The sequence below is a fragment of the Agarivorans sp. DSG3-1 genome, from assembly GCF_046774965.1.
Lineage (GTDB): Bacteria > Pseudomonadota > Gammaproteobacteria > Enterobacterales > Celerinatantimonadaceae > Agarivorans.
Genome location: NZ_CP177241.1, coordinates 402,404 through 418,185 on the forward strand (window position 1 = coordinate 402,404; position 15,782 = coordinate 418,185).

General features: G+C 46.0%; 15 protein-coding genes. 5 read left to right on the forward strand and 10 right to left on the reverse strand.

Features of this window, described 5'->3' with window-relative positions; genetic code table 11:
• Positions 1-28: 28 nt before the first annotated feature.
• From ACLD71_RS01930 to ACLD71_RS01940, 3 genes are all read left to right on the forward strand, one after another.
• Positions 29-868, forward strand: coding sequence for a cobalamin-binding protein (locus ACLD71_RS01930; protein ID WP_411992701.1), 840 nt, complete (start codon positions 29-31; stop codon positions 866-868).
• A 337-nt stretch (positions 869-1,205) separates the two neighbouring features.
• A complete protein-coding gene (locus ACLD71_RS01935) occupies positions 1,206-2,855 on the forward strand; it encodes a peptidoglycan DD-metalloendopeptidase family protein (protein ID WP_411992703.1) in 1,650 nt (549 codons plus the stop codon).
• A gap of 8 nt (positions 2,856-2,863) precedes the next feature.
• A complete protein-coding gene (locus ACLD71_RS01940; RefSeq protein ID WP_411992705.1) occupies positions 2,864-3,970 on the forward strand; it encodes an anhydro-N-acetylmuramic acid kinase in 1,107 nt (368 codons plus the stop codon).
• On the opposite strand, the gene ACLD71_RS01945 is transcribed toward ACLD71_RS01940, so the two are convergent.
• The 4 genes from ACLD71_RS01945 to ACLD71_RS01960 form a co-directional block, all read right to left on the reverse strand.
• On the reverse strand, positions 3,967-5,181 hold the full coding sequence (locus tag ACLD71_RS01945; protein WP_411992707.1) for a multidrug effflux MFS transporter: 1,215 nt from the start codon (positions 5,179-5,181) through the stop codon (positions 3,967-3,969). The two genes, ACLD71_RS01940 and ACLD71_RS01945, sit on opposite strands and share 4 nt — an antisense overlap.
• 91 nt (positions 5,182-5,272) lie before the next feature.
• Positions 5,273-5,797 (reverse strand): MarR family winged helix-turn-helix transcriptional regulator, encoded by a 525-nt coding sequence (locus ACLD71_RS01950; RefSeq protein WP_201798751.1) that lies wholly within the window; start codon positions 5,795-5,797, stop codon positions 5,273-5,275.
• A 70-nt stretch (positions 5,798-5,867) separates the two neighbouring features.
• Positions 5,868-6,719 (reverse strand): SDR family oxidoreductase, encoded by an 852-nt coding sequence (locus ACLD71_RS01955; protein ID WP_137673986.1) that lies wholly within the window; start codon positions 6,717-6,719, stop codon positions 5,868-5,870.
• A 48-nt stretch (positions 6,720-6,767) separates the two neighbouring features.
• Entirely contained in the window at positions 6,768-7,499 is a 732-nt protein-coding gene (locus ACLD71_RS01960) for a siderophore-interacting protein (protein WP_137673985.1), read from the reverse strand.
• A gap of 100 nt (positions 7,500-7,599) precedes the next feature.
• Between ACLD71_RS01960 and ACLD71_RS01965 the strand changes: the two genes are divergently transcribed.
• A complete protein-coding gene (locus tag ACLD71_RS01965) occupies positions 7,600-8,025 on the forward strand; it encodes a MarR family winged helix-turn-helix transcriptional regulator (protein WP_137673984.1) in 426 nt (141 codons plus the stop codon).
• A 79-nt stretch (positions 8,026-8,104) separates the two neighbouring features.
• On the opposite strand, the gene ACLD71_RS01970 is transcribed toward ACLD71_RS01965, so the two are convergent.
• From ACLD71_RS01970 to ACLD71_RS01995, 6 genes are all read right to left on the reverse strand, one after another.
• Positions 8,105-8,410, reverse strand: a complete 306-nt coding sequence (locus tag ACLD71_RS01970) for a DUF1330 domain-containing protein (RefSeq protein WP_137673983.1) — start codon at positions 8,408-8,410, stop codon at positions 8,105-8,107.
• 65 nt (positions 8,411-8,475) lie between these two features.
• Complete coding sequence (locus ACLD71_RS01975) at positions 8,476-8,709, reverse strand: hypothetical protein (protein ID WP_137673982.1); 234 nt, start codon at positions 8,707-8,709, stop codon at positions 8,476-8,478.
• A 124-nt stretch (positions 8,710-8,833) separates the two neighbouring features.
• Positions 8,834-11,962 (reverse strand): efflux RND transporter permease subunit, encoded by a 3,129-nt coding sequence (locus ACLD71_RS01980; protein WP_137673981.1) that lies wholly within the window; start codon positions 11,960-11,962, stop codon positions 8,834-8,836.
• The gene (locus tag ACLD71_RS01985) at positions 11,962-13,065 is read right to left on the reverse strand and encodes an efflux RND transporter periplasmic adaptor subunit (protein WP_137673980.1); all 1,104 of its coding nucleotides are present in this window, start codon (positions 13,063-13,065) and stop codon (positions 11,962-11,964) included. The genes ACLD71_RS01980 and ACLD71_RS01985 overlap by 1 nt, the downstream gene beginning before the upstream one ends.
• A gap of 186 nt (positions 13,066-13,251) precedes the next feature.
• Positions 13,252-13,611, reverse strand: coding sequence for an iron-sulfur cluster insertion protein ErpA (gene erpA, locus ACLD71_RS01990; RefSeq protein WP_137673979.1), 360 nt, complete (start codon positions 13,609-13,611; stop codon positions 13,252-13,254).
• Between the two features lie 69 nt (positions 13,612-13,680).
• Entirely contained in the window at positions 13,681-14,340 is a 660-nt protein-coding gene (locus ACLD71_RS01995; protein WP_137673978.1) for a DUF6776 family protein, read from the reverse strand.
• Positions 14,341-14,488: 148 nt separating this feature from the next.
• Between ACLD71_RS01995 and hemL the strand changes: the two genes are divergently transcribed.
• A complete protein-coding gene (hemL, locus tag ACLD71_RS02000) occupies positions 14,489-15,772 on the forward strand; it encodes a glutamate-1-semialdehyde 2,1-aminomutase (protein ID WP_411992711.1) in 1,284 nt (427 codons plus the stop codon).
• Positions 15,773-15,782: the final 10 nt, after the last annotated feature.

The window sequence follows — 15,782 nt, forward strand, 5'->3', positions numbered from 1 at the left end:
CTTAGCCCTATTCCTGGCGGCTGTATGCTTGCTTTTTAGTTCCACCTTGCACGCCAAACCACAACGTATTATTGCCTTAGCGCCACATTTAACCGAGCAAGTTTACGCCCTTGGCGCTGGCGATAGGCTGATTGCCACGGTAGATTACGCAGACTACCCGGAAGCCGCTAAAGCCCTGCCACGCATTGGCAATTATCAATACATCAGCTTAGAAAGCATTATTTCATTGAAACCAGATTTAGTGTTGGTGTGGAAACAAGGCAACCAAGAAAGTTTGGCGCAAAAGCTAAGAGCCTTGAACATTGACGTGTTTGTCTCTCAGCCCAAGCAACTGGCTACGCTACCCAAGCAACTCGCCACGTTAGGCGAAATATTGGGCGAACCAGAAACAGGCCAAAGGCTTAGCCACTATGCCGAGCAGCAACTGGAACAACTAGCCCAACAGTACCAATCGCAGCGCCCTGTGAGTGTGTTTTATCAAATGTGGTACCAGCCATTACGGAGTATTTCAGCCAAAAGCTGGATAGACGATGGTATTCGCTTATGCGGCGGGGAAAACATTATGGCCGAAGCCGTTGCCCCTTACCCGCTGCTATCTGAAGAGTGGGTATTAAGTGCAGATCCTGAAGCCATTATTGTTGCCCAGTGGGAATTTACTCATTCGTGGGATAAATGGCCACAATTGCAGGCGGTAAAACATAACAATATTTACCAACTAGATCCCGATAAGGCGCATCGCCTCACTCTTCGCACCTTAGAAAGCGTAAACACACTGTGTAGCATGCTAGATAAAACCCGAAAAAAAACCCACTCAGATAAACCGAGTGGGACGAGAGCATATACGAGTGAAGAAAAATCTTCGTTATAAGTAATGGAATTCTTGTGCCAGCTTTGAGCTAATTTAGCATTCACATAGTCATTCGATAGACACCACCACCCCTAAAGAGGTATTTGGTTATTTATCTTGTTAAACAAGCCACTGTTTAATCATTCACCAACATTTATTCTTTGGTGACTTTTCCTTAATAAAACTGCGGGTTAAGCAACTAAAATCGATATTGCACCAGTACTTATCAAGCTGCGCCAAATTGGCCACCCGCTGCGCTGTATCCCTTATAGCTCACGGCTTGCGATGTAGAATCTGGCATTCTCCTCAGCATCTGGCTACAATCGCCGTAATCACTTGTTTGTATGTTGGAAGTAGATTGCAAAGCTTATTACCCAAACGCCACCGCCGAATCTTAATCATTCTCTTTCTTGTAGTAGTGGCTGCTCTTCTTTTCCCTAGCGAGCAAAGTTCTCCCAGTGCCAGCCAGCGCCAAAGCATAGACTTATCTGCAGCAGCAAGCAGTACGCAAAGCGTTGAACCCTTAACGCCGCAAATTAAAACCAAAGCTGAGCCGTCTATTGAGCAAATCAAGGTAGCTGAGCAACTTAAAGAAGCGGAGCAACAACCTAGTGCTAAATCGCCAGAAGCGGAGTCAGTCGCAAAGACTCCGCAACCTAGCCAAGCTGCAGTCACGGAGCTTGTCAAAAACGAACCAGCCTCTGAGGCACCCCCTGAAACACATACCCTTGCATCAGAACAAAATACACCTTCAACCGCTAAGGCCCTTATCGAGCCAGATTCAAGCGGCGGTGAGGTCGATTTAAATGATGCAGCTGCAGTGCTTGAGCAAATTCAGCAAGGCAACGAATTGCATTTAGGCGTACGTTACCCTTTAGAATTGGCCATTGAGTCTGATCAAACGCCACTAGAACAAGAGCACTTTTATACGCTTAAACGCCAAACGGTTAAATCTGGCGATAGCATGGCGTTAATCTTTTCCCGCGTGGGGTTAAGCGCCCGCACCTTGCACAACATTGATCAACTAGGCGGCGAAGCGCGTAAATTACGTACCGTTCACCCCGGTGATACCCTAGATTTTTACCTCGATGACAACGATCAGCTTATCGAATTGCATTACCCTCAATCAAAATATCAAACTCTGATCATTGAACGTGACTCACAAGACCAATTTAGCGCTCGCATTGATACACAAGAGTTAGAAACTAGAACTAACTTTGCCCGTGGCACCATTAACTCAAGTTTTTGGAATGCCGGTATTAGCGCCGAGCTAAGCCAAGGCCAAATAATGGACTTGGCCGCAGTATTTGGCTGGGACATCGATTTTGCCTTAGACATTCGCAAAAATGACAGCTTTATGGTGTTGTTTGAAGAGCTATACGTAGACGGCCAATACGCCGGCAATGGCGATATCATTGCCGCTGAATTTATCAATCAAGGCGATGTATTTCGAGCTGTTCGTCACGACGATGGCAATTACTACACCCCTGAAGGCCGGCCAATGCGTAAGGCCTTTTTACGCGCTCCAGTTAACTTTAAATACATAAGCTCTAGCTTTAACCCTCGCCGCTTACACCCAGTAACCGGCCGAGTGCGCGCTCATAACGGCATCGATTACGCCGCTAAAGTGGGCACGCCGGTACAAGCCGCTGGCGATGGCCGAGTCACCAAGTCGGGGTACAGCAAATACAACGGTAATTATGTGTTTATTCAGCACAGCAGCGCTTATGTCACCAAGTACTTGCACTTGCATAAACGTTACGTAAAAACCGGCCAGCGAGTAAAACAGGGCAAGAAAATTGGTACTGTAGGAGCAACAGGCCGAGTTACTGGCCCGCACTTACACTATGAGTTCTTGGTACATGGGGTACATAAAAACCCGCGTACGGTTAAGCTTCCTACCTCGACCCCACTTAAAGGAGAGCAAAAGCAACGCTTTATGCCTATTGCTAAAGCCCGTATTGAACAGCTAGATAATACCAAACGGGTATTACTGGCCATGAACTAGGCAAGGCGATGAGTGATATTTATCTAGGTTTAATGTCTGGTACCAGTATGGATGGCGTAGATGCGGTGGTAGTGGATTTTGCCCAATCCCCCCCCAAGCTACTGGCCCACCACCAGCAAGCTATTCCGGCTCAATTACTCAGCCAATTACACGGCTTATGTAGCCCAGCAGAGAACGAATTAGCCAACATGGCATCGGCTAGCGTGGCAGTTGCTGGCTTATTTGCTGATACTGCGAATCAAGCCATTCAGCTTGCTGGCTTAAGTGCCGATAACATCACCGCCATAGGTAGCCACGGCCAAACCATTCGCCACTTCCCTGAGCTAAGTTTTAGTTTGCAGATAGGCAGCCCAAGCCACATTGCGGTGCAAAGCAAAATAGATGTAGTGGCCGATTTTAGAAACAAAGACATGGCCTTAGGCGGCCAAGGTGCGCCCTTGGTACCAGCCTTTCACCAAGCAATGTTTAGTCATCCAAGTGAGCCCCGTTTCATCCTAAACATTGGTGGCATTGCTAACATTACTGCTCTTGTTCCCAAACAAGAGTTACTGGGTTATGACACCGGGCCCGGCAATACCTTGTTGGACCAACACTTTAAGCGCTATCACCCTAGCGGTTTAGATTACGACGACAACGGTGACTGGGGCCGCAGCGGCACGCTGATACCTCGTTTACTAGAGCAGATGCTAAGCGATGATTATTTTAGTTTAAGCGCCCCCAAAAGCACTGGTCGTGAATATTTTCACCTAGCGTGGTTAGATAGCTTTTTAACGCAGCCTGAGTTTTCTATGGCCTCGCCAGAAGACATTCAATGCACCCTGCACCATTTAACCAGCCAAAGTATTGCTCAGCAGTTGTTAAGCTATGAAGAAGGTACGGTTTACTTGTGTGGTGGAGGTGATAACAATGGCTTTTTATTGGCGTTGTTAGCCAAGGCTTTACCCAAACTCACGCTGAGTAGAACCTCAGCGCTGGGCATACCAGAACAAGCCTTAGAGGCCATGGCATTTGCTTGGCTTGCCCGCTGCTTTGTGCAGCGACAAACAGGCAACGCCAGCTCAGTAACTGGCGCTAGTAAACCGGCTATTTTGGGTGGGTTTTATCCCGCTAATTAAGCTTCTTGGCTTAGCTCAGAGACTTTTTCAGTCACGTAAGATCGGTTTCTTACCAATAGCCATAAAGCCCCGCCCGTAAAGCCGATTACACACTGAATAGTGCCTAAGTTTTCAATCAAAGACTCAGGCCGTAACGACACCAATACCATACCCAGCGAACCGCACATCATCGCAAAAAATTGAATAATTGCCACCGCCGAACCGGTATCACTCTCTTGTTGTTCAAGCATTAGATTGGTGCCAGGTACACGCATACCAATTACCCCAACAGTGGCAGGGCCAGCAAGCATAGCAAACAGCCAAGGTGATAAATGCCCCGCGGTAAGCATTAGCACGCCGCATAGTGCCAATAAGCCAAAGCACATCATCACTATCGTTTGAACAGAGATGTGCTTAGATAACTTCATGTATATGCGTGGCCCAAATGAGGCTAACAAAGCATTGAATGCAAAAGCGTAACTAAACTCTTGCTCAGTAAGACCAAAGCCATTGACATAGATATACGACCCCGCAGCTAAAAACGCCATCATTGCCATGGCCGGAATAGAAAATATCCCCAGTAATGAAGTGAATCGAGGGTTTTTCATTACTACCGCTAAGCGCCCCCAAGAACGAACAATAGAACCGGTATAGCGCGTGTCTAGAGTTTCTCGGTAGCCAATGGCAAGTAGCGCAGACAAACCACCAAAAATGGCTAAAGCCACAAACATCATGCGCCAAGAACCAATCTTAAGTAAAAACGCCCCGAGTACCGGCGCTACCATAGGGGCAATGATCACTAAGGACATAATGGTTGCCATTATTCTTTCACGCTCTCTGCCATCGTAAAGATCTTTAACAATGGCGGTAGCCACCACGGTAACCGCGCTGCCACCAAATGCCTGTATTAAGCGAGCACCAATCAGCATTTCAATATTAGGCACAAGGGCACATAAAACACTGGCGGAAATATAGATCCCCATGCCCACAAGCAAGATAGGTTTGCGGCCAAACTTTTCGCTTAACGGCCCCCAAAATAGAAGACCAACGGCATAAGTAACAAAATAAACACTGAGCGTTAAGTTCACCATGGTTTGATTGGTATTAAAAATATCGACCATTTGTGGCAAAGCGGGCAAATAGAGATCGGTGGTTAAGGGCGGAAACGCACTGATCACCACTAAAAATAGCAAGGTGCCCGTTTGCCCTAAAAAGGGTTGTTCTTTTTTCAAGGTACTACTCCAAACTACATTTAGTACAGGGGAGGAAACAATGCACAAGCGTTAACGCGAAGAAGACTTAGTTCATTGATTAAGGCAGTGCTTACTTTAAGTTGTGATTAATCCGATGCAGCAACGAGCAAAACAGCTGAGACTCTTCTTCACTAAAGTCCTCCAGCATGTCATTAACGATCTCCATTTCCACTTTGTCCAAACATGCTAGCAACTGCTGCCCACGTTCAGTTAAGGCCAGCAATACTGCTCGCTTATCGTCTGGATTGCCGTGCTTAGTGATGAGATCTTGTCGCAGTAAACGGGCTACTACCCGCGCTATTTGCGCTTTGTCTTTACTCATCGACACAACTAGCGTTTGCTGAGAGGCGCCTTCGCAGGCTGCAATATCGCTCATTGCCTTGTGTTCTAGGGGAGAAAAGTCCACCTGTTGGCGCTTTACCTCAGCCATCATTTTGGTTCGCGTTTTCAGGCGAATATCTCGCAATGCGTGATTAATAGAACGATGAATCGGCACGATTTCTCCAAACGAGATGAACTGAGTAAAATAGCGAATAAGCGTGTGAGACAGGCTGCGCTGCCAACATAGTTGACTGCGACAACTATGCTGGCACATTTAGTTGTTCTAATCAACTAAATATTAAGAGTAAGTCAATCCAGCTTTTAACCGCACCTTAGTCACTCAATCATAAAGATTTGTTTAAACTGGAAAAATAATCATCCCAAGCTTGATGCTGCCGCCCCGTTGCCGCTAAGAAATGGCTTGGATTATCCGCTTCGCCTTGGCGAATACCGTCATAAATACCTGAAATTACTGTTCCGATAAACTCACCCAGTTCAGCAATTCGCTCTTGTTTATACTCTTCAACCGACATCGGGGTGTAACGCAGCGTGGTGTTGAAAGCGCGATTAAAATACTCCGCTAAGTCGTATTGGCTAAGCGCCTCGCCATGTAAGTTATAGGTATTGCCATTGTGTTTATCATCACTGAGCATACATGCGTAAGCATGGGCTAATTCGGAACGCGTGGTATAGCCGCATTTTCCGTCACCGGCGCAGTTAGCAATAACCCCTAACTTCTTGTAGTTTTCTAGATATTCAATATCAGGTTCAATGTAGATGCCATTTCTACCAATCACCCAGTCTAGGCCACTTTCTCGAACATCTTGCTCGGTTTGGCGATTGCTTTGAATCACCGGTGAAAAAGCCGTTCCCTGTTCTGCGCCTTGTACGCTGGTATACACTATTTTTTTAACACCTGCGCTCTTGGCTGCACGAATAACATTTCGGTGTTGCGCAATGCGCTTGTCTGGCGCGTCCATACCAGATACCAGCAATAGTGCATCAATACCCTGTAAAGACTGCTCTAATTGGCCTTGGTTATTGTAATCACCAGGGCGAACTTCTACGCCCAAAGCGGCGGCTTTTTCTGGGGTACGCGCCAGTGCCACTACGTTTTCTTTCGACAATAAAGCGATAGTCGCTTTAGCGATTGCAGAGCCTAGCTGGCCGTTAGCGGCGGTTATTGCAATTTTCACGGTGTTCGTCCTCATCTCAATATTGTGGTCTTAAGTCATTTAGCAATCTTACAGTGGCTGAGCCTTCTTCTGAGCGCCAAAGCGGTCGGCATTTACGCCTTGTTTCCAATACCCTACTGCCGAAACATTCAATCTATTAAAGCCAATATCTTGCTGCAGAACCGGGCGTAATGTGCGAATACTTCTCGCTTCAAGCCCCAAGAATACCTGGGTATCTAGAGGCATGTTTTTGGCTCGCTCAAAGACTGCTTGCTCTAAAGTGCCAGTTGCTTCATCTTCAACAAACCATTCGGTATGCACCGAGTCGCGGTAATCCATTTCGATAATGTCTGCACGAGTCGGTACGCTAATCACCACGTTTACTTCGGCACTTTTATTAAAGCGTGGCACATAGCCGTTAATCGCATTTAGCGACGTGATGTCGCCCACTAACAAGTAGCTATCATGCTGATATTGAGTCAATTTCATTGGCCCTGGCCCAGCGATACCCAGGCTGTCGCCCACCTTTGCATTTTTGGCCCAGTCAGTCGCTGGCCCACTATGGCGATTAACCACAAAATCCAAGGCGAGCTCTTTGGTTTCAGCACTAAACGAGCGAATAGTATATGAACGCAGTATGGGATCTTTTTGGGTACTTTGTTGCAAAACTACTTTTACATGAGCGCCTTCTTTACCGATAGGAAAGTCACCTAAGCTATCGCCTGTTACCACTATTCGGCGCAGGTGTGGCGAAAGCTCAACAATATTAGAAACATGGGTTAATCGCATCTTTGGCTTCAAAGTGTTTCCTTCATTAGCTTGAATAACATCAATTAAGTTGATAAGGTCTACTATAGTTTAATTAAGTTGACATTGTCAACAAAATATCAAAGTAGGATCTATGGATAACCATTCAATTTCCAATACCATTTTCAGCATTGCACATTCATACCGCTTAACCATGCGTTCGGCACTTAAGGCTAGCGAGTTAGGTTTAAACAGCATGCATGTAAAATGTTTAAGCTATATTCACAACTCAGAAGCCTGCACGGCCAATGACATTGTTCAATTTTTGGGAAGAGACAAAGCGCAGATTGCTCGCCTAGTTAAAGAAATGATTAGCAATAACTGGCTAACAAAAACCGCCAACCCAGAAGATAAAAGAAGCCAGTTTTTATCACTAACTGAGGAAGGCCAAGCGCTAGCCGCGCTTATCGCCGATACACAGAGCAAAGTAAGTATAAAGATGAAGCAGAATTTAAGTGATGAAGAGTTAAAAGAGTTCAGCCGAATAGCTGGGATAATATCGAATAATCTAAAAAGCTAATGGCAAGTAATATAAGGGCTGAGCACAGGTTTTAACTGGCCAACTTCCACCCCAGCCCACGTCAATAATAAGAGCCTAGCTAGCTGTTTTTCTCATAGCTGGAAATGATAGTAGTACTAGCCACAGAGCCTTCAAAGTAGCGCTCTCTTACTTTCAAGTATTCAGGATTAGCAAAGAAGGCTTCCTTCGCTGAACGTTCGGAAAAATAAATAGTAAAAACACGGTTAATATCCCTATTCTCCTCAGGGCGTAATACTTCAGACACCTTAAAGTCGTAACCAAAACCGCCGCCGTAACTTGAGAGAATCGGCTTCATCGCATCACGGTACTGCAGGTACATATCGTCATCTAATACATGTAAACCCACTAACATTTCATATGACATTTGAACTACTCTTTTTGGTTACTGTCGGTAACGATGAATACCTAATCTAAAGGTATTAAGGTGTTTTACTTCAAGGTCGGCTCATCAAATATAATTAAGTCAGGTCCTTCAATTGAAGTAGAAAAATCAGATAAATGCAGATGCTCAAAGCCACTGCCATTTCTGTCCATTTTGTTAGCCGCTTGCTCTAAGAACTTAGCTATTTCTCGTAACTCTTTAGCATTAGTTGATAAAGTAATCTCGGACAATATCAAAGGAGAATTACCTTCAATGCTCTTTGAATAACCATAAACTTTCATTACTTTTACCTGGCTAAATCACTTGTAAACCACAACAAAATAGAAGGGTTCCCCCTTAAGTCTTAGCATAGTAAAACCTAAGAGAGTTGACATTAAAACTAAGCGACAAAGGCTAGGCCATTAACTACGCCCCTAACATCTCTTGTTCTTTGGCTTCTTCAAGCTCTGCGTATTTATCTTTTCGGCTAAACTTAGCGCCTAACATCAATAAACATGGGGTCAGGATTAAAGTCAGCAAAGTAGCAAAACTTAAACCACCCGCTACTGCAGTAGCCAATTGAGACCACCATTGTGAAGAGGGTGCGCCCACTTCAATCGTGCGTTCGAATACATCAATATTCAGCTGCAACACCATGGGCATTAAACCCAAAATAGTGGTGATGGTAGTTAGCATTACTGGGCGTAAACGCTGGGCGCCAGTGCGCATAATTGCTTCTTGCGCCGGTATGCCTTGCCTGCGTAATACGTTGTAGGTATCAATCAATACAATATTGTTGTTCACCACAATCCCTGCCAAAGTAATGACCCCTAGGCCACTCATAATAATGCCGAAGGCTTGCCCTGCCACTAACAGCCCCAGTAATACCCCTATGGTAGAAAACACTACCGCCGACAAGATAAGCAAAGCTTGGTAGAAGCTATTAAACTGGGTAACCAAAATAAGCCCCATAACAAACAGCGCCACCATAAAGGCCTTGCCTAAAAAGTCCATGGTTTCTTGTTCGTCTTCGTTTTGGCCGCGAAGTTTCACCTCAACCAAGGGGTCTAGCTCTAGTTGTTTAAGCTGCTCTTGTAATAGCGGCAACTCTAAACTTAGGTTTTGCCCTGGTGCCATATCGGCACTAACCGTAATCACTTGGCGGCCGTCTACTTTGTTAATCACGTCTTGCTTAGGCTTAGCTTCTAAAGAAACAAAGTTAGTGATAGGCACTAAACCGTATCCCGTTTTAACCCGTAGTTCACTTAAACGGCTAATGCTACGATTTTCTTCTGGAAAACGAACTCGGATTTCTAGCTCATCATCCACATCATCGGGACGATAATCACCGATATTTAAACCATTAGTCACAAACTGTACGGTATTACCCAGCAGCGTTACGTCGGCGCCAAAACGGGCGGCTTTAGCGCGGTCAACTTTAAGCTGCCATTCAATGCCTGGCTTAGTGGTAGAGTCTTCGGCGTTAACAAAGTGCGGATTATCGTCCACCATTGTACGGATCTTTTTCGCCATAGGTTCTAAGCGCTCAGGAAAGCGAGAGCTAAGTTCTAGCTGCACATCTTTACCCGCTGGCGGGCCTGCTTTATCTTTGCGAAACTCAATTTCTAAACCAGCGATGGGCGCTAGGCGCGAACGCATATCTTCAATGATTTCGTTAGCTGGACGACGCTCATTCCAGTCTTTAAGATTTACTCGAATATCGCCTAATTGGTCGCCACCCACTTTGGTGTAGAGGGTGTCGTAATCATCAAGCTCAACGATTCTACGCTCTACTTCTAACATCACTTGTAGCTTTTCATCGGTAGAATAATCGCCATGAGAGCGCACAATTATGTTGTAACCTACGGGCTCTACATCTGGGAAAAACTCTACCCCTTTACCAGCACTGCCGTAGGCCATAATCACTACAACGGCGATAACAATGCCCAAAGCTAATACGCGCAACGGTGCATTTACTGCCTTATGCAATACCCGTAAATAGACACCAGTTAAACCTTGTAGGTCTTTCCATTGTCCTTGGTCAGCTTTAATCAGCGCTTGTTGCTGCTTAGCACTTAGCTTACGCGGGCGACCAAAAATATTGCCTAGCGAAGGTACAAAGATCAACGCCATCACCAGCGAAGCACTTAAGGTGGCAATCAAGGTTAACGGCAAGTACCCCATAAACTGCCCGACCATGCCCGGCCACGCCAGCAACGGTGCAAACGCCGCTAAGGTAGTTGCGGTAGAAGCAATGATTGGCCATGCCATACGTTGTGATGCCAGCGAGTAAGCTTGGTGCCGTGGTACGCCTTCACTCATTTGCCTATCGGCAAACTCGGTGACCACAATGGCACCATCCACCAGCATGCCCACCGCCATAATCAGCGAGAACAAAACGATCATATTAATGGTAAGGCCGCCCAGCGATAACACCAAAATACCGGCTAAGAATGAGCCCGGAATAGCAATGCCGACCAACAAGGATGAGCGCACGCCCATTACCGCGATAATCACCACCACTACCAGTAACACCGCAGACAAAATGTTGTTTTGCAGCTCCGACAACATGGTGCGAATGTCTTTTGATTTGTCGCCAGCGTAATCCACAATCACCGAGTCTGGCCAAAACTTACGTTCGTCGGCTATCAGCTGTTTAACCTGCTCAATGGTTTCAATCAGGTTTTCGCCGGGGCGTTTACTCACTTCTAAAGAAATAGTGGGTTTGCCGTTTACTCGAGCGTAGGTGCTAGCGTCTTTAAAGGTGCGGCGTGCAGATGCTACATCTCCAAAGGTAACAATGCGGTCACCGTCCACTTTAATCGGTAACTCAATAACGTCTTTAACGTTTTCAAATACTGCTGGTACTTTTACTGCAAAGCGGCCGTTACCAGTATCTAAGGTGCCTGCGGTAACTAAGCGGTTATTACGGCTAACTAAGTTGTAAATGTCGGCTTGGTCGAGCCCATAAGATTCCATCAGCAGCGGGTTAACAATAATCTCTAAGAAGTCTTCACGGTCACCACCAATGTTTACTTCTAATACCTGCTTCATGGTTTCCATTTGGTCTTGCAGGTCACGTGCAATGGTTAGCAACGCACGTTGTGGCAAGTCACCAGACAGCAATACAGTAATAGCTGGTTGCTCGGTGGCCAAGGTCACTTGATGCACCTCAGGTTCGTCGCCGCCAGCTGGTAATTTAGGTTTAGCTTGGTCTACTTTAGCGCGTACATCGGACAAGGCTTGGTCGATGTCTACTCCAACTATAAACTCTAATACCACCGAGCCATGGCCCTCGCTCGCGGTGGCGGTCATTTCCTTAATGCCCTCTAAACCTTGCAGCTCTTGCTCCATAGGGCGAAGCAGCAAGCGTTCGGCGTCTTGCGGCGAAATACCGTCGTGCGGAATAGACACATAAATCACCGGGATCTCTACATCGGGATCCGATTCTTTAGGGATATTGTTATAGGTAATGATGCCGGCGATAAACAAGAACACCAACAGCGACAGCACCGTGCGGGTGCGCGACAAAACCGCTTCAATAAAGGCGTGCATTATTCAAGCCTCTCTTGGGCGAGTAGCTCCGCTTTGGTAACCGGTTCAACCTTGTCACCTTCACGTACAAAGCCTTGGCCCAGTACAATTACATCATTATCGCCAGTAAAGCCTGATAACCAAGCACCATCTGGATCTGAGCGTACTAAATCCGCCGGGATAAACTGCACCACGTCGTCCACTACCGTTTTAACGCCTAGGTTACCTTGCTCATCTAAGGCCAATACCGCAGGGCTAACTTTAATGGCAGCCACTTCTTCTAAGGGAATGCGCACACTGGCACTAACGCCGGCCATCAGTTTTTGGTCTTGGTTTTCTAGCAGTACTTCTACTTTAAAAGTGCGGGTATTGGCATCAGACAAGGTGGCGATGAAATCGATAGTGCCTTCTACTTCTTGGCCAGTAACCAAGGTCACGTAGGCTTTTTTATCTAACTTTAACTGGGAGATATCGCGCTCAGATACGTCGGTGCGTACCAATAACTGTTGGGTATCGGCTAACCGAAGAATCGGGTCACCAATGCCTAGGTAAGCACCCGCTTCTACAATGTTCTCTTCAAAAATACCTGTGTAAGGCGATAGCACTAAGGTGTTATCAATCGCCAAATTAAGGGTTTTTACCATTGATTCAGCTTCAACTAAGGATGCTTTGGCTTCGGCCAAACGCGCTTTACCTTGGAATCCTTGCTTGCTTAAAGCTTTTACACCAGCATATTCAATGGTGCGCTGCTCAAGTAATGCTTCGGCGCGTAATAGCTGCGAGCGACGGTCTTGAATATCTAAACGGGCTAAGGCTTGGCCTTTTTTGATAGGGCGCCCTTCGGCAACCAAAAATTCCACTAGTCGGCCAGAAACTTCAGCAGAAATAACACTTTGACGACGCGCTTCGGTTTGACCGTATAAATGCAAGCTACGTTCGATGGGCTCAGCAGTAAAAGTTTTAACTTGTACTCGAGTAAGTTGATGCTCGGTTTTAGTCGAATCTAGCGGTGCTTTTTCTGCAGAGCTAAGTTGTCCAGAGAGCATCCATAAGACAACTGCGATAACAATAATGATAGAAAAAATATATGGGCGAGCAGCAAAAAATTGTTTTACGGCAGACACAATCAAACACTCCCTGTTGACGATTCAATGGTAAGAGAATCAGTATACTAGGTAGAGCCTTTGATCTATATGCTTTCAAGAATACTACTGACAAATTTGCTACAAAGCCTGTGCTAAGACTAAGAAACAACAAAGCCACCTTGCGGTGGCTTACAAAACAATACAAACATTAGCTATTATTAAAATCTAAATACTAAAAGAAGACCCACAGCCACAGGTTGTATTCGCATTAGGGTTGTTCACTAAGAAACGTGAACCCTCTAAGCCTGAGGTAAAATCAACAATGCCGCCAACCAAGTATTGTAGGCTCATTGAGTCAACAACCATTGATACGCCCTGCTTCTCTACTAAGGTGTCGCCTTCATTCACTTTTTCATCGAAAGTAAATCCGTAAGAGAACCCAGAGCAACCACCGCCGGTGACATAGACACGCAACATTAGTGCTGGATTTTCTTCTTCAGCAACCAACTCTTTTACACGTGATGCAGCGGCATCGGTAAATTGAATCGGAAATGCGGCTTGTTCAGTTACAGCTTGCTCTGACACTATCAATTCCTTAAATATGTTAACTGGCGCAGATTATCTAATACCTGAGTAATTTGTTCAAGTATTATCCTAGTTCGGCCAGTTTTGCTGATGAACGATTTCGGCCTTCTTGTTCCACTTATTGCCTTTCACTTTTGCCGTAAGCTCTATGCGCTCCGGCTTAAACCCATCCGGCAACTTTAAGTCGGCATTTACTTCTTGAAAATAATGAAACTTAAAGCTAAGTGCAGCGGATTCTTGCTGCAGTTCGCTTAGTGAGTATTGAGCAGGCTGCAGGTCTTGGCTTCCGATAACCAGTAATTCTAAATCGCCTTTTAGCCAACGTTTATTGCGCGCAACCTGCATCAGCAATACTTGCATACGATAATAACCAGGGCTGAGCATTGGCTCGATATGTAACTGCTCTATCTTCATGCCGCCAGCTTGTTGCTCGGGCGCCATAATGGTTCGGTATACCAGTAACTCTTCGGTGATGCTTACATTTTGCTGGGTTAGCTCATCAATATTGCGTTTAAGCTGAGCCACTTCGGCTAAGCCAGTATCTTGCTCTAGCTGCACCATGGATAAACGCTGTTGTAAAACCGATTGGCTATCAAGGGCATTACTTAAACGCAGTTGCAATTGGCTAATCATTTGGTCTTTTTCTTCAACCACCACCGATAAACCATAAACACTTGTTAAAGCTAACGCGCCAATTAAACTCACCACTAACAACTTCGGCTTTGCCACTTTCTACCCACTTACCCTGAAAAAACGACAGTTTACCCAGATTTATCTCCGGCAACAAACCAGAGATGTAGCCCCCGTAGATAGTTTGCTATAGTGAGCCCAATTTAGCGCCCAAGCGGCCAGTATTTTTGATATTAAAGGATGCTTTATGTCTCGCTCAGAACAACTCTTTAGCCAAGCCCAGCAAACCATACCTGGTGGTGTTAACTCTCCAGTGCGTGCCTTTAATGGCGTGGGCGGTACGCCAGTGTTTATTGAACGAGCCGACGGCGCCCGCATTTATGATGCTGACGGCAATAGCTACATTGATTATGTTGGGTCGTGGGGGCCAATGATTTTAGGCCACAACCACCCCGCTATTCGCCAAGCAGTGATTGACGCAGCCGCCAAAGGTTTAAGTTTTGGTGCGCCTACTGCCACTGAAATAGACATGGCAAACCTAGTATGTGAATTAGTGCCGTCTATGGATCAAGTACGCATGGTGAGTTCTGGTACTGAAGCGACCATGAGCGCGATTCGCTTGGCTCGCGGTTATACTAACCGTGACAAAATATTAAAGTTTGAAGGTTGCTACCACGGCCATGCCGACTCGTTATTAGTAAAAGCAGGCTCTGGCGCATTAACCCTTGGCCAGCCAAGTTCGCCGGGCATTCCTGCAGACTTTGCCCAACACACTCTTACTGCGACATACAACGATTTAGCCTCTGTAGAAGCACTGTTTGCCGAATATCCTGAAGACATCGCCTGTATTATTGTTGAGCCAGTGGCCGGCAACATGAACTGTATTCCCCCAGTGAAGGGCTTTTTAGAAGGCTTGCGTGCGATTTGTGATAAATACCAAGCGGTATTCATTATTGATGAAGTGATGACAGGTTTTCGCGTATCGCTAGGTGGAGCTCAAGCACATTACGGCGTTAAACCTGATCTAACCTGCTTAGGTAAAGTCATTGGCGGCGGCATGCCGGTAGGCGCATTTGGTGGTAGCAAAGAAATTATGGATAAACTGGCGCCTATTGGCCCAGTTTACCAAGCAGGCACGCTATCGGGTAACCCTATCGCGATGGCTGCTGGCTTAGCAGCGCTAACTGCACTTAAAGATCCAACGGTTCACCAGCACTTAAATGCAATGACCGAACGCTTAGCCAAAGGCCTGAAAGAAGCAGCTGATCGCCAAGCGATTCCACTGACCGTAAATCAGGTAGGCGCAATGTTAGGTTTCTTCTTCACCGAAGAAACAAGTGTGACTAACTTCGCCCAAGCTTGTGCTTGTGATGCAGAACGCTTTAAAAAGTTTTTCCACTTGATGTTAGAAGAAGGTATTTACTTAGCGCCTTCAGCTTTTGAGGCGTCATTTACTTCGTATGCGCATACCGAAGCTGATATCGACGCCACCATTGCGGCAGCAGAGCGCTGTTTTGCTCAACTAAAATAAGCTTATTAAA

Bases quoted from the DNA above. Each gene is read 5' to 3' on its own strand.
- ACLD71_RS01965 (WP_137673984.1), top strand. From the start codon at position 7,600: ATGGATAACCATTCAATTTCCAATACCATTTTCAGCATTGCACATTCA.
- ACLD71_RS01980 (WP_137673981.1), bottom strand. From the start codon at position 11,962: ATGCACGCCTTTATTGAAGCGGTTTTGTCGCGCACCCGCACGGTGCTG.
- ACLD71_RS01940 (WP_411992705.1), top strand. From the start codon at position 2,864: ATGAGTGATATTTATCTAGGTTTAATGTCTGGTACCAGTATGGATGGC.
- hemL (WP_411992711.1), top strand. From the start codon at position 14,489: ATGTCTCGCTCAGAACAACTCTTTAGCCAAGCCCAGCAAACCATACCT.
- ACLD71_RS01970 (WP_137673983.1), bottom strand. From the start codon at position 8,410: ATGTCATATGAAATGTTAGTGGGTTTACATGTATTAGATGACGATATG.
- ACLD71_RS01975 (WP_137673982.1), bottom strand. From the start codon at position 8,709: ATGAAAGTTTATGGTTATTCAAAGAGCATTGAAGGTAATTCTCCTTTG.
- ACLD71_RS01950 (WP_201798751.1), bottom strand. From the start codon at position 5,797: ATGTGCCAGCATAGTTGTCGCAGTCAACTATGTTGGCAGCGCAGCCTG.